General features: G+C 73.6%; 22 protein-coding genes. 15 read left to right on the forward strand and 7 right to left on the reverse strand.

Annotated features, from left to right (window positions below; all coding sequences use genetic code 11):
• Positions 1-48 precede the first annotated feature (48 nt).
• Complete coding sequence (locus ACIOHG_RS20175; protein ID WP_400952366.1) at positions 49-717, forward strand: RDD family protein; 669 nt, start codon at positions 49-51, stop codon at positions 715-717.
• Positions 718-810: 93 nt separating this feature from the next.
• On the opposite strand, the gene ACIOHG_RS20180 is transcribed toward ACIOHG_RS20175, so the two are convergent.
• On the reverse strand, positions 811-1,161 hold the full coding sequence (locus ACIOHG_RS20180) for a hypothetical protein (protein WP_400952368.1): 351 nt from the start codon (positions 1,159-1,161) through the stop codon (positions 811-813).
• A 362-nt stretch (positions 1,162-1,523) separates the two neighbouring features.
• Here ACIOHG_RS20180 and nfi point away from each other — a divergent pair, with 362 nt between their 5' ends.
• From nfi to ACIOHG_RS20210, 6 genes are all read left to right on the forward strand, one after another.
• Positions 1,524-2,201 (forward strand): deoxyribonuclease V, encoded by a 678-nt coding sequence (nfi, locus tag ACIOHG_RS20185; protein ID WP_400952371.1) that lies wholly within the window; start codon positions 1,524-1,526, stop codon positions 2,199-2,201.
• Between the two features lie 140 nt (positions 2,202-2,341).
• Complete coding sequence (locus ACIOHG_RS20190) at positions 2,342-2,791, forward strand: hypothetical protein (RefSeq protein ID WP_400952373.1); 450 nt, start codon at positions 2,342-2,344, stop codon at positions 2,789-2,791.
• 61 nt (positions 2,792-2,852) lie between these two features.
• On the forward strand, positions 2,853-4,259 hold the full coding sequence (locus ACIOHG_RS20195; protein ID WP_400952376.1) for a WXG100 family type VII secretion target: 1,407 nt from the start codon (positions 2,853-2,855) through the stop codon (positions 4,257-4,259).
• A gap of 92 nt (positions 4,260-4,351) precedes the next feature.
• Complete coding sequence (locus ACIOHG_RS20200) at positions 4,352-5,743, forward strand: S8 family serine peptidase (protein ID WP_400952378.1); 1,392 nt, start codon at positions 4,352-4,354, stop codon at positions 5,741-5,743.
• A 170-nt stretch (positions 5,744-5,913) separates the two neighbouring features.
• Entirely contained in the window at positions 5,914-6,111 is a 198-nt protein-coding gene (locus ACIOHG_RS20205; protein ID WP_400952381.1) for a hypothetical protein, read from the forward strand.
• A gap of 22 nt (positions 6,112-6,133) precedes the next feature.
• On the forward strand, positions 6,134-6,691 hold the full coding sequence (locus tag ACIOHG_RS20210) for an HIT family protein (protein WP_400952383.1): 558 nt from the start codon (positions 6,134-6,136) through the stop codon (positions 6,689-6,691).
• A 4-nt stretch (positions 6,692-6,695) separates the two neighbouring features.
• Here ACIOHG_RS20210 and ACIOHG_RS20215 read toward each other — a convergent pair whose 3' ends face one another.
• A complete protein-coding gene (locus ACIOHG_RS20215; RefSeq protein WP_400952386.1) occupies positions 6,696-7,646 on the reverse strand; it encodes a lytic transglycosylase domain-containing protein in 951 nt (316 codons plus the stop codon).
• 197 nt (positions 7,647-7,843) lie between these two features.
• Here ACIOHG_RS20215 and ACIOHG_RS20220 point away from each other — a divergent pair, with 197 nt between their 5' ends.
• Positions 7,844-8,383 carry a DinB family protein gene (locus tag ACIOHG_RS20220; protein ID WP_400952388.1) on the forward strand — a complete coding sequence of 180 codons (540 nt, stop codon included), beginning with the start codon at positions 7,844-7,846 and terminating at the stop codon, positions 8,381-8,383.
• A 7-nt stretch (positions 8,384-8,390) separates the two neighbouring features.
• On the opposite strand, the gene ACIOHG_RS20225 is transcribed toward ACIOHG_RS20220, so the two are convergent.
• Both ACIOHG_RS20225 and ACIOHG_RS20230 read right to left on the reverse strand, forming a co-directional pair.
• Positions 8,391-9,482, reverse strand: coding sequence for a DUF2332 domain-containing protein (locus ACIOHG_RS20225; protein WP_400952391.1), 1,092 nt, complete (start codon positions 9,480-9,482; stop codon positions 8,391-8,393).
• Positions 9,483-9,758: 276 nt separating this feature from the next.
• On the reverse strand, positions 9,759-10,211 hold the full coding sequence (locus ACIOHG_RS20230) for a hypothetical protein (protein WP_400952393.1): 453 nt from the start codon (positions 10,209-10,211) through the stop codon (positions 9,759-9,761).
• A gap of 240 nt (positions 10,212-10,451) precedes the next feature.
• On the opposite strand from ACIOHG_RS20230, the gene ACIOHG_RS20235 reads away from it, so the two are divergent.
• Positions 10,452-11,651, forward strand: coding sequence for a cation diffusion facilitator family transporter (locus ACIOHG_RS20235; protein ID WP_400952395.1), 1,200 nt, complete (start codon positions 10,452-10,454; stop codon positions 11,649-11,651).
• A 187-nt stretch (positions 11,652-11,838) separates the two neighbouring features.
• On the opposite strand, the gene ACIOHG_RS20240 is transcribed toward ACIOHG_RS20235, so the two are convergent.
• On the reverse strand, positions 11,839-12,342 hold the full coding sequence (locus ACIOHG_RS20240; RefSeq protein WP_400952398.1) for a hypothetical protein: 504 nt from the start codon (positions 12,340-12,342) through the stop codon (positions 11,839-11,841).
• Positions 12,343-12,659: 317 nt separating this feature from the next.
• Here ACIOHG_RS20240 and ACIOHG_RS20245 point away from each other — a divergent pair, with 317 nt between their 5' ends.
• On the forward strand, positions 12,660-13,688 hold the full coding sequence (locus tag ACIOHG_RS20245) for a hypothetical protein (protein WP_400952400.1): 1,029 nt from the start codon (positions 12,660-12,662) through the stop codon (positions 13,686-13,688).
• Positions 13,689-13,710: 22 nt separating this feature from the next.
• On the opposite strand, the gene ACIOHG_RS20250 is transcribed toward ACIOHG_RS20245, so the two are convergent.
• Complete coding sequence (locus tag ACIOHG_RS20250; protein ID WP_400952402.1) at positions 13,711-14,301, reverse strand: isochorismatase family protein; 591 nt, start codon at positions 14,299-14,301, stop codon at positions 13,711-13,713.
• A gap of 142 nt (positions 14,302-14,443) precedes the next feature.
• The gene (locus ACIOHG_RS20255; RefSeq protein WP_400952403.1) at positions 14,444-15,757 is read right to left on the reverse strand and encodes a nicotinate phosphoribosyltransferase; all 1,314 of its coding nucleotides are present in this window, start codon (positions 15,755-15,757) and stop codon (positions 14,444-14,446) included.
• A 177-nt stretch (positions 15,758-15,934) separates the two neighbouring features.
• Between ACIOHG_RS20255 and clpS the strand changes: the two genes are divergently transcribed.
• The 5 genes from clpS to ACIOHG_RS20280 all read left to right on the forward strand — a co-directional run bounded on the left by clpS (position 15,935) and on the right by ACIOHG_RS20280 (position 19,164).
• Positions 15,935-16,228 carry an ATP-dependent Clp protease adapter ClpS gene (gene clpS / locus ACIOHG_RS20260; RefSeq protein ID WP_400952405.1) on the forward strand — a complete coding sequence of 98 codons (294 nt, stop codon included), beginning with the start codon at positions 15,935-15,937 and terminating at the stop codon, positions 16,226-16,228.
• A gap of 42 nt (positions 16,229-16,270) precedes the next feature.
• Positions 16,271-16,843, forward strand: a complete 573-nt coding sequence (locus ACIOHG_RS20265) for a DUF2017 domain-containing protein (RefSeq protein WP_400952408.1) — start codon at positions 16,271-16,273, stop codon at positions 16,841-16,843.
• A gap of 162 nt (positions 16,844-17,005) precedes the next feature.
• Positions 17,006-18,457, forward strand: a complete 1,452-nt coding sequence (locus tag ACIOHG_RS20270) for an amino acid permease (RefSeq protein ID WP_400952410.1) — start codon at positions 17,006-17,008, stop codon at positions 18,455-18,457.
• Positions 18,458-18,477: 20 nt separating this feature from the next.
• Positions 18,478-18,909 carry a Mov34/MPN/PAD-1 family protein gene (locus ACIOHG_RS20275; protein WP_400952413.1) on the forward strand — a complete coding sequence of 144 codons (432 nt, stop codon included), beginning with the start codon at positions 18,478-18,480 and terminating at the stop codon, positions 18,907-18,909.
• Between the two features lie 141 nt (positions 18,910-19,050).
• Positions 19,051-19,164, forward strand: coding sequence for a putative leader peptide (locus tag ACIOHG_RS20280; RefSeq protein WP_400717638.1), 114 nt, complete (start codon positions 19,051-19,053; stop codon positions 19,162-19,164).
• Positions 19,165-19,218: the final 54 nt, after the last annotated feature.

The raw sequence follows: 19,218 nt of genomic DNA on the forward strand, positions 1-19,218 counted from the left end.
CGGTCGAATGTCCGCACATCGTGGTATGTGCGATGTTCTACTCGCCGTATGAGCAGCTACGACCCCTCTGGTAACGAGCCGGGGGAGGGCGACAAGCCGTCCTTCGACAAGCAGCCCCCGTCGTCGGGCAGCCCCTACGACGCCCCGCCCGGCTACGGCGGCCAGTACGGTGCTCCGCCCGGGCCGGACTCCCCTTACGGCGCCCCGCCGCCGCCCGCCGACCCCGGCCGGCCGCCGTACGGCTCGTCCTACGGTTCGCCGTACGGCGCGCCCGGATCGGGCCCGGTCCCCGGGATGCCCGCGCTCGGCGGCTGGGGCGCTCGGATCGTCGCCCGGCTGGTCGACTGGATCATGGTGCAGGCGATCGCCGTCGTGCTGCTGCTCCCGTTCGCCAGCTTCGACAAGCAGGACGGCTGGGTCGGCTCGGCCTGGCTCGGCTACGCGTTCTACCTGGTCTACGAGGGCCTGATGCTCAGCCGCGACGGCCAGACCCTCGGCAAGAAGCTGATGAAGATCCGGGTCGCCATGCTCGCCGACGGCTCCGCCCCCACCCCGGGCGCCGCCTGGACCCGCGCCGCGGTCTTCGTCGCTCCCGCCCTGGTCTGCTGCGGCGGCCTCTGGTGGCCCGTCGACGGCCTGTTCGGCGTCTTCGACAAGCCCTACCGCCAGTGCATCCACGACAAGGGCGCGAAGACCGTGGTGGTCTCCACCGCTTGACGCGCCGTCACCGGCCCGCCGACGTGCTGGGCCCCGGGCCCGCAGCAGCGATCGACCTGCCGCGGACCCGGGAGTGCGTCGTTCCGCCGACCGTTAGCGGGACTGCTGCGCGTACGCGGGCTGCCGGGCGGGCTCCGCGCCGGGGCCCGGGCGTCCCGCGAAGGCGTGCGGCTCGGGGGAGGAGAAGTGGCGGCGGGCCGTGACGGAGGCCAGCAGCACGGTGGAGAGCGTCCCGAGCGCGACGGCGAAGGCCACCAGCACCGCGATCCGCCACACCCCCGTCTCCCCCGACACCGCCAGCAGCGCCACCGCGGCGCCCGCCGCGATCAGCGCCCCCGCGGCCAACTGCCCGGCCCCGGGCCGGTTCCCGCCCCTCGACCAGGCGGAACGGGACGCGGCCACCCGGGAGGCGGCGGCACTGGACACGGCGGCAAGGCGCGGCATGGCGGTCGACCCTTCGCGCGGGCGGAACGGCGGGCGGGTGGAACGGAACAGCGGGCGGTACGAACAGGCAGGACGAACGGGTGCGGTACGAGTACGGCACGGGTGCGGAGCGAACGGCGGGCGCGGCACGAGGCCCGCGCGCGGGGTCGTCCCGACCCGGGTCCGGTCCGGTAAGTACAGCCTAACCCCAGGGAGTTGACCTACTCGGGGGCACGGGGGGGCGCACGGGCTCACACGGCGGCAGTGCGGGATCGCGCCCACCGCTCCCCGCGCGACCGATAGCGTGCGGACGGACAGCACCGGAACGGCGACCGCCCGTCCCCCGCCGTCCCCGCCCGTCTCCGATCCCGCCGGGAGCCGCCGTGACCGTCCCCGCCGACTGGCCCGCCACCGCCGAGGCCGCCCGCGCCGAACAGGAGCGCCTGCGCCCGCTGGTCGTCCCCGAGGGGCCCGAACCCCCGCGCCGCCCCGGCACCCTGATCGCCGGCGTGGACGTCGCCTACGACGACGAACGCGACGTCGTCGCCGCCGCGGCCGTCCTCCTCGACTACAGCACCCTCGACGTCGTCGAACAGGCCACCGCCGTCGGCCGGGTCGCCTTCCCCTACCTCCCCGGCCTGCTCGCCTTCCGCGAACTCCCCGCCGTCCTGGACGCCCTCTCCCGCCTCACCCGCACCCCCGACCTCGTCGTCTGCGACGGCTACGGCCTCGCCCACCCCCGCCGCCTCGGCCTCGCCAGCCACCTCGGCGTCCACACCGGCCTCCCCACCCTCGGCGTCGCCAAGAACCCCTTCGCTTTCACCCACGAGCCCCCCGGCGACCACCGCGGCGACTGGACCCCCCTCCTCGACGGCCCCGAAACCGTCGGCCGCGCCCTCCGCACCCGCCAGGGCGTCAAACCCGTCTACCTCTCCACCGGCCACCGCATCGGTCTCCCCGAAGCCACCGCCGTCACCCTCGCCCTCACCCCCTCCTACCGCCTCCCCGAAACCACCCGCCGCGCCGACACCCTCTGCCGCCAGGCCCTCGCCGCCACCTGACCCCACCCCGACCCCCGGTGCCCGTTCTGACGGACCGTTCCATGTGTTAGACATATGGGTTGGAGCCAACTTTCCAACGGGCCCCGGACGGTCGAGCGGGCGGTCGAGCGGGCAAGCAGGTACGGGGGAGGTACGAAAACATGAGCACGAGTGGCAAGGGCTACCAGGTAGAGGTCGACAGCCTGCGCGCGTTCGCGGCGCAGGTGCGCAACCTGCTCAAGGAGTTCGAGGAGGGCGCGGGCAGCCAGAAGGTCTACGGCTCGACCGGGCTGGGAGCCAACGCCTTCGGGACGTTTCCCGATGCACGTGCGTTGTACGCAAAGTACAGCGACATGCGTGTCGGGCTGAGCCAGTTCCTGGATCAGCTCCAACAGGCGATCGACTACGCGCAGCAGAACGCGGACCACACCGCGACGAACTACGAGGAGCAGGAAGCGGCAACCAGCAAGCACCTGACGCTGGCTGGCGACGGTTGGTCCTCGACTTGGGACAAGGCATCCCTTGACCGGGCGAACACTGTCAAGAACCAGGCTGCAGGTGTCACGACGGCTCCGGCGAAGGTGACCGACGCGACGAGGCCGCAGTGGTGATGATCCGTAAAACCGAGGCGCTGGGCGGCGGGTGCGGCGCTGCCCGTCGGAGGAGGCAGTCGTGAACGATTTCAGCCACATGAGTCACGGCGATCTGCGAGCGATGGTCCAGTCGCTCGACTCAGGAGCGGTCATGGCCGCTGCGGACCCCTGGCGTCGTGCCACCGAGACACTGAAGCAGATCCGCACGGCACTGAACACTGCGGCTGCTGACACGACAGGCTCGTGGCAGGGGGCGACCAGCAACGCGTTCTACTCGCACATGACGGAGTTGGCGAGCTCGGTCAACAACCTGGCCGCCTACTCGAATGATGCCGCCGGCGCGTTGCAGATGATGTCCGAGGCAATCGACAAGGCCAAGCACGACATGCCCGAGGAGCCCGGCTTCTGGGACAAGGCGGGTGACGCGTTCAGCGATGCCGCGCAGGAGTCAGTCGGTATCAGCAATGAAGACACCCGCACGTCCATCACCGACTCGCGTAAGCAGGAAGCGGTCGCGGTGATGCAGACACTGGCTGCGAGCTACCGTGCCACCACCAATTACCTGAAGGTGCCCGGTGGTACCGGCGTTGAAGATCCGCGACAGCTGACTCCGCCCGACAACGGTGGCACAGCTGCCTTGGGCGCCCTGATCGCAGGCATCGGCTCCGGGCTGGTGCAGACCAGCTCGGTCATGAGTACCTCCGGGACGACGGCCCCCCGGCAGCGGTCGGTGAGCAGCTCGACTCCGAAGGCACCGAAGACGCAGCAGGCTGTGATCCGGCCGACCGACGCGGGTATCTCGGGTGGGACGGCCAACGCCCTTCCGCAGCCCAAGAGTCCGGGCACCGGCATCGACGGTGTCCAGGGCGGCACCCTGGTGCGCGGTGGCGGCGGGACGATCGGCAGCACCGGCGGAGCCGGCGGAGTGCATGGCCCGACCGGGACCGGTGGGTTCGGCACGGTCGGTGGCACCGGCGCCGGTTCGATCGGCCACGGCGGGACGGGCCTGGTCGGCGGCACCGGGATCGGCAACAGCCGCGCGGGCTTCAGTGGCAACAGCGTGTCCAAGGCCGGGACGTTCGGTTCCGGTGGCATGGGCGGCGCGAACGAGGGCCTGGGCCGTGGTTCGGGTGCCGGTGGCGCCGGTGCCAACGGCGGTGCGGGCGGTGCCGGTGGACGTGCCGGCCGGGGCCTGACCGGCAAGGCCGGTGGCGTGATCGGCGAGTCCACCCAGTCCGCCGGTGGCGGACGGGCGTTCAGCGAGGGCGGGTCGGGCATCGGCCGCAGCCGCCCCGGCCAGGCGGCGGGCGCGGGTCAGGCCGGCGGTCCCGGCCAGGCGGGCGGTGCGCAGGGTGGCGGCATGGGCGGCCACGGCCAGGCGGGCAAGAAGAACAAGAAGCAGGGCAAGGACCGCCCCGACTACCTCGTCGAGGATGAGGAAACCTGGGCGTCCGGGAACCACGTCAACCCGAACGTGGTGGAATGACGTTCGGCCAGTAGAACAGTCGAACAAGACCGGCCGTCCCGCAGATCCGATGGTCTGCGGGACGGCCGCTTCAACGAGTGGGGTGACGAGGCTTGACGACCAGCCGATCCGTGCGCGGTCTGGCCGCGCTCGCTGCGGGGGCTCTGCTGTGGGGCCTCAGCGCCGGGCCCGCCGCCGCGGACAGCAACCGCGACGCGCAGTGGGTGCTGAAGAACTACGGCATGGCCGAGCGGGTTTGGCCGATCAGCCAGGGTGACGGTGTGATCGTCGCTGTCATCGACGGCGGCGTGGACCCCAACCACCCCGACCTGGTCGGGCAGGTTCTTCCCGGAGCCGATTTCTCGGGAGGCAACACGGACGGACGGGTTCCCGACGGCGCCCACGGGACTGCCATGGCGAGCGACATCGCCGCACACGGGCACGGTGACAACGCGGGCGTGATGGGGCTGGCCCCGAAGGCCAAAATCCTTCCGGTGAAAATTGCCCTCGGAAAGACGACGATCGAAGGCAAGGTTCTCGACGGCAGTCTTGTCGGCAAGGCTATTCGCTACTCCGTCGATCACGGGGCCAAAGTGATCAACATGTCCTTCGTCGGCGGCAGTTCTGTAGACGACGGCTATCGGACAGCGGTCGAGTACGCCATTCAGAAGGACGTTGTCCTGGTCGCCGGTGCAGGCAACTTCGGTAACAACCTGATCGAGTACCCGGCTGCTTTCCCTGGAGTCGTGGTCGCTTCGGGTATCACCGAGACCGGTGACATGTGGCCCAAGTCGAATACTGGGCCTCAGGTGACCCTGGCCGCGCCTGCTGAAAACATCCGCAATGCGGACCTGAACAACATGTACGGGACCGGCAGCGGTACCTCCGACTCGGCGGCCTTTGTCTCTGGCATCGCCGCCCTTGTCCGCGCCAAGTATCCGAATTTGTCGGCCGGTCAGGTCATCAACCGGATGATCAAGAGCGCCGTGCAGCCCAAGGACAAGGGGACATTCCCGAACGACAACTACGGCTACGGCATCGTCTCCGCCGCTGGCTCGCTCGCCGCCAACCCGGCCGTCGACAACGGGCCGAAGGAGAACCCGCTGCTGAACCGGCCGGAGCCGAACGGGGTGACGGCGCCGAGTGCTGCCGCCGATCCGGCCAAGACGCCGGCTGCCGGTGGGGCCAACTCGCCGCAGGCGAGCAGTGATTCGGGGAGCAGTAGCGGCATGCTGGTGGCGGTCGGCGGGGGCATCCTCGGTGTGCTCGTCGTCGTGCTGATCGTCGTGCTGGTGCGCCGCTCGAAGAAGGGCGGCAACGGCGGCGGGCCCGGCGGTCCCGCAGGTGGCCCCGGGGCGCCGGGCGGGTACGGGCAGCAGCCTCCGCCCGGGTACGGGCAGCCGCAGCAGCAGCCGCCCGCGGGCTACCCGCAGCAGCAGTACCCGCCGCAGGGGCAGTACCCGCCGCCGCAGCCGCCGGCCGGGGGGAACCCGTACCAGCGATAGATGGGCGGCTGACGGCCCCCCACGGGTGGATCGCCCGTGGGGGGCCGTTCGCGTGCCAGGAGGGCGGGACACGCCCACGGACGGGCGTAGGTGCTGGTGGGGGGTGGGGCGGGTGGGATAGGAGATGGCGGGTCGGTCGTCGTCGAAAGGTGCGGAGGGCGGTTCTCGTGGTGCGGTGGAAGCGTGCGGTGCTGGGGCTGGTCGTGGTGGTCGCGGCGGTCGGCGGGACGGCGGGGACGGCCTCGGCGGAGGGGGTGACGACCGCGGAGCAGTCGGCGGCGTGCTCGAAGGTGCTGGGGGCGCTGTTCCCGGGGCTGGTGCCGACGTCGGTGGTGTGCAAGGTGAACGCGGCCGGGCAGACGGGCTGATCGAGGCCGTGGGGTCGGTGGTATGACGGAGGATCAGGAGTGCTACGCGTGTGCGCGGGAGGCCGGGTTCGCGGGGCTGCCGCCCCGTGAGCGGATCGCGGCGGACGCCCACTGGCGGGTCGTGCACGCGGTGGACTGCGCACTGCCGGGGTGGCTGGTGCTGCTGCCCCGGCGGCACCTGGAGTCGATGGCGGAGCTGACGGACGCCGAGGCGGCGTCGCTGGGGGTGTGGCAGGTCCGGCTGGCGCGGGCGCTGGAGGCGGTGACGGGGTGCGCGAAGGCGTACGTCGCGCAGTTCGGCGAGGCGCCGGGGTTCCGGCACGTGCACTTCCACGTGGTGCCGCGGGACGCGGGGCTGCCGGTGGAGCTGCGCGGCCCGCGGGTGTTCGGCCTCCTGAAAGCGGGGGCGGACGCGGTGCCGGCGGACCGGATGGACGAACTCGCCACCCGGCTCGCCGCCGCCCTGGGCGCCCCGACCACCCCGACCACCCCGGCCGCTTCGGAGGCCGCACCCCCGGCCGCCCCGGCCGCCCCAGCCGCTCCGGAGGCCGCACCCCCGGCGGCCCCGGAGCACCCCTGAGGGGTCAACTCGCGGTCGTCCAGGGCGCCTTGCCCATCAGGGCCTTGACGTTGGCGACGTACGACGGGTTCGGGATCACCGAGACGCCGACGGCGGCGCCGGTCGCCGGGTCGGTGGTGACGGTGTAGTGGACGTTGCCCGCGCCCGCGTTGTACGCGGCGATGACCAGGTCGAGCAGCGGGGTCTTGCCGCTGACCGGGTCGGGGGAGAGGTCGTACTTGCCGTCGAAGCAGGAGTCGCCGTAGTAGGCGACCAGCCAGTCCAGGTACTGGGTGCCGATCGTGACGTTGCCGGCGAGGGTGTTGACGTCCGAGTTGGTGCCGTACTTGTTGTTCATGGTGGTGGCGGTGCCCGGCATGATCTGCATGGTGCCGATGCCGCCGTCGCAGGCCTTGATCGCCGACTGCCAGCCGCTCTCCTGCCAGGCGATGGCCTTGACCAGGGCGAGCGGCAGCGGCGGCAGGGTGTCGCTGGTGCGCCCGCCGGAGGGGGAGCTGAGGGTGAAGGTGCGGGTGGTGCCGGCGGCGGTGGTGAGCGCGGCGGAGACGTCCGCCTTCGGCAGGTTGGTACCGGTGTAGGACGGCTGGCAGCCGCTCTGCAGCGGCGGGGTGTGCGGCGGGACGGCCGGCGGCGGGGGCGCGACCGGGCCGGCCTTGGCGACCGGGGCGGGGGCGGCGGTCGGCGGTCGGGTCGCGGCGCGGGTCGGCGTGACGCTGCGCGAGGGCTTCGCGGACGGGCTCGCCGAGGCACTCGGGGAGGCGTCGGCGGACGGCGTCGCGGCGGGCGAGGCGCTGCCGCTCGGCTCGGCGGACGGCAGGGAGGCGGCGGTCGGCGCGGCCGCCGCGGCGCCGTCGCCGGACGGCTTCGGCTTCCCGGCGCAACCGGCCACCGGGGTCAGGACGGTGGCGGCCGCGAGCAGGCAGAGCGCGGTGCGCACCGGAGTGCGGATGGTCATGATCCCCCCGTGGGTCTACGGGCGCCCGGACCGGATGGGGCCGGCCCGGCCGCGAGTACGGAGCATGCTACGCCCAGGAACGACCCGGCCCGCGCGGGCCCCCGCCGGACCCGCCGGGGCCGGGCTGGCGGGATCTCGATGCCGGATGACGGTCCTGCCCCTGGCCGGTCGGCGGGGGCCCGCGCCATCCTGAATCCATGATCACTCCTGACACCAAGGACTGGACCTGGGTCCTCGAACGTCCCTGCGCCGACTGCGGCCTGGACACCCCCGCCGTCGCATTCGCCGAGGTCCCGGGCCTGCTCCGGGCCAACGCGGCGGCCTGGACGGAGCTGCTGGCGGGCGACCGCGCGGCGCTGGCCGAGCGGCCGGGCCCGGAGGTGTGGTCGGACCTCGAGTACGCCTGCCACGTTCGGGACGTGTTCCGGCTGGGCGAGGTGCGGCTGAAGCTGATGCTGACCGAGGACGCCCCGGTGTTCGCCAACTGGGACCAGGACGCGACCGCCGTCGCGGAGCGCTACGGGGAGCAGGACCCGGCCGCGGTGGCGGTCGAACTCGCCGCCGCGGCCGAGCGGTTCGCCGCCGCCCTGGCGGGCGTGACGCCCGCCGAGCAGGAGCGCACCGGCACCCGCAGCGACGGCGCCCGGTTCACCGTCGCCTCCTTCGCGCGGTACCTGCTGCACGACCCGGTGCACCACCGCTTCGACGTCACCGGGAAGCAGCACGGGGCTAGTTGACGAACTGTCAGAGATCGGCGGGAAGCCAGGCGGGCAGGCCGTGCGGGGCGGCCTCGGCGAGCACCCGCTCCGGCTCCGCGCCCAGCCGGGCGGTGAGCAGGAAGCGGTGCTCGGCGCCGACCCGGCGCGGCTCCAGGGCCAGGTGGACGAACGGCGCGGCCGGGTCGGAGGCGGCCGCCAGACGCGCCAACTCGCCCTCCACGGAACGCCATTCGGCGGCGGGCACGTACTGCCGCATGATCGAGTGCCAGACCACGGTGAGGGTGCCCCCGGCGGTGGCGGCCCCGCGCAGGAACTCGGCCGCGCCGACCGCCTCGACCGGGGCGGGGGTGCGGGCGGCCAGCTCCAGCGCGCCGTTCAGCCGCTCCACCCGGGGGAGCTGGTCGGCCCACACGTAGGCGCGCAGCGCGAGCGCGCCCTCGGCGGAGCGCGGGTCGATCGGCGTGGGGTCGCAGCCGTGCCGCTCCACCACCCGCTGCTCGGGCGCCCCGCGCAGCCAGGCGGGCGGCTCGTCCCGCCAGGCGTCGGCGAGCACCACGGGGGAGTCCGCCGGGCCGTACGAGAAGCCGGGGGCGGTGCAGCGGAACCGGTCCGCGAGCAGGTTGAGTCCGGCGCTGGAGCCGAGTTCGTACAGCCGGACGGGGAGCGCGGCGGACTCCGCGCCGGGGGCGGCCAGTTGCCGCTGGGCCCAGGCGAGGCCGGTGAGCAGCAGGTTGGCCCGGCCGACCTCGTTGGTCTGCGGCGGCCGGGTCAGCCACTCGCGGACGAACGGCAGGTGGGCCGCCACCGCGTCCCGGAAGGCCGGCCAGGGTGCGTCCGGGTCGGCGGGGTCGAACTGCCCGCCGACGCTGGGGTAGTGCGCGGCGAGCGCCGGGGCCCGGCCGGACAGCACCAGGGCGTGGACGGCGCCGAGCAGGCGCAGCGCGACGGCGTCCGGCCCGGGGGCGTCCTCGCGGCCGGCGATCGCCGCGGCGCACGGCCCGCCGTCGGCGAGGTCCGCGGCGGCCCGGCGCAGCAGCGCGGCGGACAGCGGTGAGCCCAGTTCGGCGCAGGCCGCGGCCTGGTGGTGGAACATGGCCACGGCGTGGTCCAGCGACATCCGTGATCTCCGTCCTCGATGATCAACCGATCGACTGGACGCCATCCTTCGCCGCCCCGACCGGTGCCGATAGCCCGCCCCGCGGTGATCTCGCTCACGGGTCGTCACGGACCGGGCTGCGGACGACCGTCCCGGCCGAGGGCGCCGCGGGCGCGACCGGGCGCCCGGGCGGGTGGAGGGCCGTGGAGGGCGGCTGCGGCGACCCGGGGGCGTGCGGAGCCGGACGCGCGCCGGGCCGGAGGCGGTGGAGCGGCCCCCGGCGGGGCCGCCGGGCGCTCACAGGTCGGTGACGCGCCGCCGGTGGGTCTGCCGCAGCTGGCTGGTGATGTTGGCGGTGTCGCCGCCGACCACGTCGGCGATCTCGGGGGTGGCGAGGCCGACCACGTAGTGCAGGATCGCCAGGTCCTCCTCGGCGTCCACCTCGGGGTGCAGGCCGTCGGCGCCGGCCGCCGCGTGCTGCTCGGTGACGGTGTCGCGGAGGATCTGCCAGGCCGCGGCGGCCGGGTTGGGGCTCTCCAGCACGGTCGGCCAGACCCGGGCCAGCGCGTGCAGGGCGAGCCGGACCACCCGGTGGGCGGCCCCGGGCTCCTCGAACCAGACCCGGGCGTAGCTCCGGTAACGGGGCTCGTGCAGCTCGCAGAAGGCGGCGAACTCGACCGACACGTGCGGGAGTTCGGCGGACAGATCGGTGAAGGCCGAGCCTGCGGCCGGGACATGACGATCAGTCACCTCAGCTGCCTCTCGATCTGATTCCGGACGGGGAGCGTCAGCGCTCACTGTAGGCCCTCGGGCGGGTGCTGTGGGTGACAAGTCTGCTGAGATGCCCGGCGCGGGACCCGAATCGGGCCGTTGTGTGACGCCACGTCAGCAAACCGCGCCCGGCGGATGCAGCTGCGAGTGCATCGCACCTGGTCAGAGGTGGTACATCGGCAGTGGCTGCAAGGCAGTCGGTGTGCCACCGTAAGCCCTATGGGTGAACAAGGACTTGGCGACAGGACTCACCTCCACGGGCGAATCCCGGGCCACGGGCATGACCACCATCACACACCTGACCTGCCGCACCGGCACGGCCACGAGCCCCACGGGCACCACCACCCGCACGGCGGCACCCCCGCCCCCGGAGCGGCCGCCGGGCACGGCCACCACCACGAGCCCTACCAGCCCCATCAGCACCATGAGCACGAGCACGAGCACGAGCACGACCACGAGCACGGCCGCGCCGGGAGTCTCACGCACCGTCTGGCCCACCTGCTGCGCCCGCACACACACGACGCCGCCGACCGGATCGACGCGGAGCTGGAGTCCTCCGCCGAGGGCCTGCGCGCGCTCTGGACCTCGCTGTTGGTGCTGGGCGCCACGGCCGCCGCGCAGGCGGTGATCGCGGCGCTGTCCGGCTCGGTCGCGCTGCTCGGCGACACCGTGCACAACTTCGCGGACGCGCTGACGGCCGTCCCGCTGGGCGTGGCGTTCCTGCTGGGCCGGCGGGCGGCGAACCGCAGCTACACCTACGGGTACGGCCGGGCCGAGGACCTGGCGGGCGTCGCGGTGGTGCTGGCGGTGGCGGCGTCCTCGCTGGTCGCGGCCTGGACGGCGGTGGACCGGCTGCTGCACCCGCAGCCGGTGGGGCACCTGTGGGCGGTGGCCGCGGCGGCCCTCGCGGGGTGCGCGGGCAACGAGTGGGTGGCCCGCCACCGGATCGCCACCGGTCGGCGGATCGGGTCGGCGGCGCTGGTCGCGGACGGCCTGCACGCCCGCACCGACGGGCTGACCTCGCTGGCGGTGCTGCTCGGCGCCGGCGGCAGCGCGCTGGGCTGGCGGTACGCCGACCCGGTGGTCGGGCTGCTGATCACGGCGGCGATCCTGCTGGTGCTGCGCGGCTCGGTGCGCGAGGTGGGCCGGCGGCTGATGGACGCGGTGGACCCGGCGCTGGTGGCCGCAGCCGAGCGCGAACTCGCCGCGGTGGACGGGGTGCGCGGCGTCGGGGCGGTCCGGATGCGCTGGATCGGCCACGCGCTGCGCGCCGAGGCGGAGGTGGTGGTGGACCGCACGCTCACCGTGGTGGCGGGCCACCGGATCGCGGTGGCCGCCGAGCAGGCCCTGGTGCGCGCGGTGCCCCGCCTGCTGGCCGCCACCGTGCATGTCGACCACTCCCCGCCCGAGCCGGTCTGACCGACCGTCAGAACCGTTGCCGTGCAGGCCCGGTGGGCCCCGCCGCACCGGCCATGCCCGGGCCGGTGCGGCGGGCGCGCCGGGCGCCGAGATCTGACGCAACGTCAGAAAGCCCGCCAGGGAGGCGCCTGGGCCTCCTGGCGGGCACCGGAAAGCCGTCAGTGGGGGTGGAGCGGGGGAGCGGGCGTCAGCGGTCCTCGGGCCCGCCGGCGGGCCAGCGGTCCGCGAGCCGTCCGACCCGGGCGGCGGCCTCGGCCGCGGCCCGCGCCACGGCCTCGGCGGCCGCCCGCGCGGCGGCGCCCTCGGCGGCGCGGGCCGCGGCCGCCACGCTGTCGGGTTCGCGCCGGACCTGCTCGGGGATGTTCGCGGCGGCCCGGACCCGGCCGGTCTCCTCGGCGGCCTCGCGGGCGGCCAGGTAGGCCTGCACGGCGGCGATCCCGTAGACGGGCTGGATCAGCTGGTGGCCCTTGAAGAAGGGGCGGGCGGGGGCGAAGCCGGCGGCGGCCACCAGTTCGCGGATCTCGGTTATCTCTTCCTCGCTGCGCGCCGTGAAACGGACTTCCCAGCCCTTCTTGTACGCACGTCCGTCCTCCCCGCCGCGTCGGGCGGGGTCCGGTTGGCGAACGTATCCGGGCAGGCGGCCGAGGCGCAGTCTGGCAGCACGCTGGGTGGATGACTCGTCGCGGGGCATGAGCCCGATGGTAGGCAATTCGCGGTGCTCCCCGACGCCAGGGGTGGTTGCGCTGGGTGTGTGCTCGGTCACGGCGGGTGTGATCGCGCAGTTCAACGGCCGGGCCTCGGTCGGGTCGCAATGCTGTGTCGATCCGATGAAAATCGGATACTAGAAAACAAGTCCGATCTATTACGGCAAGGGAGTGAACGCCCGATACGCCGAATGAGTGAGGGTATGGGGACTTTAGTGCGGAGCAGTCCCGGTTTGACGACGGTTGGGTAACAGGTCGTCAGGTCGTGCGTCGACTGTCGGTCCCGCGGGGGAGTGTGAGGGCCATGAGCTACCAGATTCCGCAGCAGCCCGCCTCCCTCGAAGAACTCGCCCGGCTCCAGCAGAACGTGGTGACGGCCAGTCAGCTCCGGGCCCGGGGTGTGCCGGCCCGCCTGGTGAGCGAGCACTGCCGCAGCGGCGGGCCCTGGCAGCGGCTGCTGCCCCGGGTCTACCTGCTGCAGGACGGCGCGCCGACCCCGGAGCAGCGGATGTGGGCGGCGCTGCTGTACGCCGCGCAGAACGGGCGGGCGGAGGGCGGCCGGGAGGGCGCGGTGATCACCGGCGCGGCGGCGCTCGCGCTGTACGGCTTCGTGTCGATGCCGCGGCTGCCCGCGGTCCGCGGGGTGGAGGTGCTGGTGCCCCGGCAGCGCCGGCTGCGGGACGCCGGGCAGGTCCGGATCCGGCGCACCGAGCGGCAGTTGGAGGCCCGGTCGGTGCACGGCCTGGCGGTCGCCCCGGTGGCCCGGGCGGTGGCGGACGCGATCCGCGAGTGGACCGAGCAGGGCGCCTTCGAGAGCGGGCAGGTCGGCCCGGGCCTGCTCCGGGCGGTGCTGCGCGAGGCGGTGGCGGGGCGGGCGGGCGGCTGCCCGGTGGCCGACCTGCTGGTCGAGCTGGCCGCGGCGGAACTGCTGGCGGAGCCGCGGGTGCGCGCGGCGGTGGACGAACTGCTGGCCGGGCAGCGGGAGTCGGCGCTGGCCCGGGTGCTGGAGCTGGTGGTGGAGCTGGGGCTGCCGCTGCCGCTGACCGGCCCCGAGCTGCGGATGCGCGGCGGCACGTACATCGCGGTGCCGGACCTGTACTGGCCGGAGGCGGCGGTCGCGGTGGAGGTCGACCCCGAACTGCGCTGCGTCAGCGAGGGCGAGGCCGCCTGGGTGCGCGGCGGCCAGCACCGGATGGAGTACCTGGGCGTCCGGGTGGTGTACGTCGGCTCGTCCCGCCTCGCCGCCGAACGGGAGGCGGTCGGCGAGGAGTTGGCGCGGGCGTACGAGCTCGGCGGCGAGGACGTGGTGGAGCTGCTGGCCACCGAGCGCTGAACGGACCGGAGTTGACGGTGCGTCAACTCCGGACGACCGGGGTGCCGGTGAGTTCGACGCCGGCCGCGCGCAGGTCCGCCAGTGCGGTCGCGGTGGTGGCGGGAGCCACGCCGGCGGTCAGGTCGAGCAGGACGCGGGTGGCGAAGCCCTCGCGCGCGGCGTCCAGGGCGGTCGCCCGGACGCAGTGGTCGGTGGCGATGCCGACCACGTCGACCTCGGTGACCCGGCGCTCGCGCAGCCAGGCGGCCAGCGTGCCGCCGTGCTCGTCGAAGCCCTCGAAGCCGCTGTAGGCGGCGGCGTGCGCGCCCTTGGAGAACACCGCCTCGACGGCGCCGGAGGTCACCGAGGGGGCGAAGTTGGGGTGGAAGCCCACGCCCTCGGTGCCGGCCACGCAGTGCGCGGGCCAGGAGTGCACGTAGTCCGGCTCGGCGGCGAAGTGCGCGCCCGGGTCGATGTGGTGGTCGCGGGTGGCGACGATGTGGGCGTAGCCGGGGGCGGCGTCGGCGATCAGGTCGGTGATCGCGGCCGCGACCTCGGCCCCGCCGGCGACGGGCAGGCTGCCGCCCTCGCAGAAGTCGTTCTGCACGTCGACGACGATCAGGGCCCGGTGCATGGCTGGCTTCTCTCTCGGGATCGGGGTGTCGGGGAGGTCCGGGGCGGGCCCGGACGGGTACGGCGCTTGGCACTCTAGGCAGTGCCGCGCGGCGGCGGAAGGGTCGCCGCGCGCGGACCCGCGCCGGGGCGCCGTTCGGGGCTCAGCCCGCGTACCGCTCGGTGGTGAGGACCGCCTCGCCGCGGGAGAGCTGGGTGGCCGACAGCGGGAGCGCGGCGCGGGCCCGCAGGTGCCGGTCGCGGGCGGCGGCCAGCGGCTCGCGGCCGACCACCTCGCCGCCGGTGATCAGCGGGACGTGCAGCAGGTGCGGCTCCAGTTCGGCGGGCACCGGCCCGGTCCCGACCACCTCGGCCTCGGCGACGCCGTCCCGGTCGGGGCGGCGGGCGGCCCACTTGCGGCCGCCGACGCTGCTCTTGCCGCCGGCCGAGCGCTTGGCGACCGGGACGAGCTCGCCGCCGGGGACGGACTCCCGGGCGACCAGCTTGTAGACCATCGCGCAGGTCGGGTGGCCGCTGCCGGTGACCAGGCTGGTGCCGACGCCGTAGCCGTCGACGGGGGCGGCGGCCAGCGCGGCGATGGCGTACTCGTCCAGGTCCGAGGTGACGATGATCTTCGTGCCGGTGGCGCCGAGCTCGTCGAGCTGGCGGCGGACCCGGTGGGCCAGCAGGGTCAGGTCGCCGGAGTCGATCCGGACGGCGCCGAGCTCGGGCCCGGCCACCTCGACGGCGGTGCGGACGGCCTCGTTCAGGTCGTAGGTGTCGACCAGCAGGGTGGTGCCGCGGCCCATCGAGTCGATCTGCGCGGTGAAGGCGTCCTTCTCGCTGTCGTGCAGCAGGGTGAAGGCGTGCGCGGCGGTGCCGGTGGTGGGGATGCCGTGGGTGAAGCCGGCCTCCAGGTCCGAGGTGGCGGAGAAGCCGGCCAGGTAGGCGGCCCGGGCGGCGGCGACGGCGGCCTGCTCGTGGGCGCGCCGGGCGCCCATCTCGATCACCGGGCGGTCGCCGGCGGCGGCGGTCATCCGGGAGGCGGCGGCGGCGATCGCCGAGTCGAAGTTGAGGATCGACAGGATCACCGTCTCCAGGATCACCGCCTCGGCGAAGCTGCCCTCGACGGTCAGCAGCGGCGAGCCGGGGAAGTACACCTCGCCCTCCGGGTAGCCGTGCACGTCGCCGGTGAAGCGGTAGTCGGCGAGGAAGCGCAGGGTGTCCTCGTCGACCACCCGCTGGTCGGCCAGCCAGTCCAGCTGCGGGGTGGTGAAGCGGAAGTTCTCGACGGCGTCCAGCACCCGGCCGGTGCCGGCCAGCACGCCGTAGCGGCGGCCGTCGGGCAGGCGGCGGGTGAACACCTCGAACACGGATCGGCGGTGGGCGGCGCCGCTGCGCAGCGCGGCCTGCAGCATGGTGAGCTCGTAGCGGTCGGTGAGCAGCGCGGAGCTGCGGTGCGCGGTGATGGCGTCCATGAGGATGATGCTACTACCACTTAGCGTCAGTTTGACGATTTCTCTCGCCGGACGTTCCCCGAGTATCGCGCCGGACCGTCCCGGCGGGTGCTCCGGCGACCCTGATTCGCTCCGGCGTCCCTCGGATGGAAGCATGGGAGGCGGGGGAGTGCCGAGGTCGACGAGGAGAGACGGACTGTGAGTGTCGCGCCGGTGGAGGTCGAGCGCCCGGAGGTGGAGGGGCTTCCGGTCGTGGAGCCGGACACCCCCTGGGTCACCATCGTCCACAACGACCCGGTCAACCTGATGAGCTACGTGCAGCACGTCTTCCAGAGCTACTTCGGCTACCCGAAGGACAAGGCGCGCCAGCTCATGATGGACGTGCACACCAAGGGGCGGGCGGTGGTCTCCAGCGGCACCCGCGAGGAGATGGAGCGCGACGTGCAGGCGATGCACGGCTACGGCCTGTGGGCCACCCTGCAGCACGACTGACGGCCCGTCACCCACCCACCACGAGGGACTGATCCGAAACACATGGCCGGTTTGTTCGAGAGTGTCGGAAGCGGCGGCGCGGCGATCGCGCTGGACGAGTTCGAGGCGTCCATCCTGCGCTCGCTGGAAGTGCAGCTGCTGGAGCTGATCGGCCCGCCGCCGGGCGGGGTGAGCGAGGACCCGCTGGCCGCGCTGTTCGCCGAGGGCCCGAGCGAGGCCCCCGAGGACCCCGCGCTGCTGCGCCTGTTCCCGGACGCGTACGGCGGCCCGGGCGCGGCCGAGGACCCGCGCACCGCCGAGCGGTCCGCCGAGTTCCGCCGCTACACCGAGCTGGACCTGCGGGCCCGCAAGCGGGACGACGCGCTCGCCGTGGTCCGGGCGCTGGACGCGCTGGGCGGGGCCGGCGGGGTGGTCGAGGTCGGCGTGAAGGAGTTCCCGCACTGGCTGGGCGCGCTGAACGACCTGCGGCTGGCCCTCGGCACCCGGCTGGAGGTCACCGACGACGAGCAGGACCTCTACGAGCTGCCGGAGAGCGACCCGCGCAAGCCGCTGGTGATCGCCTACCTGTGGCTGGGCGCGATGCAGGAGAGCCTGCTGGAGGCGGTCGCGGACTGACCGCCCGCCGAGCTGCCGGTTTCGTTCATATTGTCCGATTCCTCTGGCGACGTTCAGATCTGAGGCGTTCCGGGGCTTTCGCGTGGTTCACTGCTGCCTCCCCGGGAAGACGGGGCCCGCCGGCCGACCGGTCGGCGCGGACCTGGAGGCGAGGCGGAGCGGATGACGCAGGCGACGGGCGGCACCACGGGCGACAGCACCGACCCGGTGCCCGACGAGGAGGGCTACGAGCGCGGCCTGGGCAGCCGGCAGATCCAGATGATCGCCATCGGCGGCGCGATCGGCACCGGCCTGTTCCTCGGCGCCGGCACCGCGATCTCCAAGGCCGGGCCGAGCCTGCTGCTCAGCTACGCGGTGGCCGGCGTGGTGATCTTCGTGATCATGCGGGCGCTCGGCGAACTGCTCACCTACCGCCCGGTGTCGGGCAGCTTCGCCGAGTACGCCCGGGAGTTCCTCGGCCCGTTCGCCGGCTTCGCCACCGGCTGGACGTACTGGCTGTTCTGGGTGGTCACCGGCATGGCCGAGACCACCGCCGCCGCGGTCTACGTCCGGTTCTGGGCCCCCGACATCCCGCAGTGGATCACCGCGCTCGCCTTCCTCCTGCTGCTCTACGCGGCCAACCTGATCTCGGTGAAGCTGTTCGGCGAGATCGAGTTCTGGTTCTCGATGGTCAAGGTCACCGCCATCCTCGGCATGATCCTGATCGGCGTCGGCGTGCTCACCCTCGGCTTCTCGGACGCCGGCGACACCGCCTCGATCACCCACCTGTGGCAGGACGGCGGCTTCTTCCCCAAGGGGATCGGCGCCACCGTGATGACCCTGCAGATCGTCATGTTCGCCTACCTCGGCGTGGAACTGGTCGGCGTCACCGCGGGCGAGAGCGAGAACCCGGAGAAGACCCTGCCGCGGGCCATCAACACCCTGCCGCTGCGGATCGCGCTGTTCTACATCGGCGCCCTGCTGATCATCCTGTCGCTGGTGCCGTGGACCGAGTTCCAGCCCGGCGTCAGCCCGTTCGTCGCCGCCTTCGGGAAGATCGGCATCCCGGCGGCGGCCGGCATCATCAACTTCGTGGTGCTCACCGCCGCGCTCTCCTCCTGCAACTCCGGCATGTACTCCACCGGCCGGATGCTGCGCGACCTGGCGCTGCGCCGGCAGGCCCCCGGGCGGCTCACCCGGCTCAACTCGCACCGCACCCCCGCCGCCGCGATCACCGTCTCCTGCCTGCTGATGGGCGCCGGCGTGCTGCTCAACTACCTCGTCCCGGAACGGGCGTTCCAGTACATCACCTCGATCGCCACCGTCTGCGGCCTGTGGACCTGGGGCGTCATCCTGGCCAGCCAGATCCGCTACCGGACCGCCTGGAAGGCCGGCCGGCTGCCCGCGCCCACCTTCCGCGCGCCCGGCGGCAACTGGAGCCGCTGGCTGGCGCTGGCCTTCCTGGTGCTGGTCGCGGTGCTGATCGCCTTCGACCCGGACGCCCGGATCTCGCTGTACGTCTTCCCCGGCTGGGCGGTCGCCCTGGCGGTCGGCTACGCGGTGCTCAGCCGCCGCGATCCGGGCGCCGTGCACGGCGACCCGCACGCCCACCTCCACGCGGGGGGCGGCAGTTGAGCCCTCGCTATCCTGGCCGCATGCTGACCATCACCCGAGAACTGCGCGACCGGATCGTCGCCCACGCCCGCGCCGACCACCCGGACGAGGCGTGCGGCGTGGTCGCCGGACCGGCCGGTACCGGGCGCCCCGAGCGGTTCGTCCCGATGCTCAACGCGGCCCGCTCGCCCACCTTCTACGAGTTCGACTCCGGCGACCTGCTGAAGCTCTACCGCGAGATGGACGACCGGGACGAGGAGCCGGTGGTGGTCTACCACTCGCACACCGCCACCGAGGCGTACCCGTCCCGCACCGACGTCAGCTACGCCTCCGAGCCGTTCGCCCACTACGTGCTGGTCTCCACCGCCGAGGGCAATGGCGAGCAGGACCCCTACCAGTTCCGCTCGTTCCGCATCGTGGACGGCGTGATCACGGAGGAAGACGTCGAGGTGGTCGAGGGCTACCAGGACTGAGCCCCGCCCCCGGACCGACGGGTCGGCCCGCCGCGCGCCCGCCGCGGCGGGCCGAGGCGTTTTCCCACCCCTCGGAACACTCCGGACCGGATGTCGAGACAAGCATGTCAAAGCGGGGCGGGGAATCTATACGATGAGTCCATGCGTTCCGTCGATGTGAGCAATCAGGCCCCAGGCACCCGCCTCGTGGCGCGCCTGCACGTCGACCTGTGCCGGCTCGCCAGCGCGATCTGTCCCGGCGCCGCCGCGCGCTGACCGGCGACGGCCGGCCCCACCCGAGCAGCACCCCGCCCCGGCGCCCCGGGGTTC

Origin of the sequence: Kitasatospora sp. NPDC088134 (assembly GCF_044741705.1) — a bacterium.
Taxonomy (GTDB): Bacteria; Actinomycetota; Actinomycetes; order Streptomycetales; family Streptomycetaceae; genus Kitasatospora.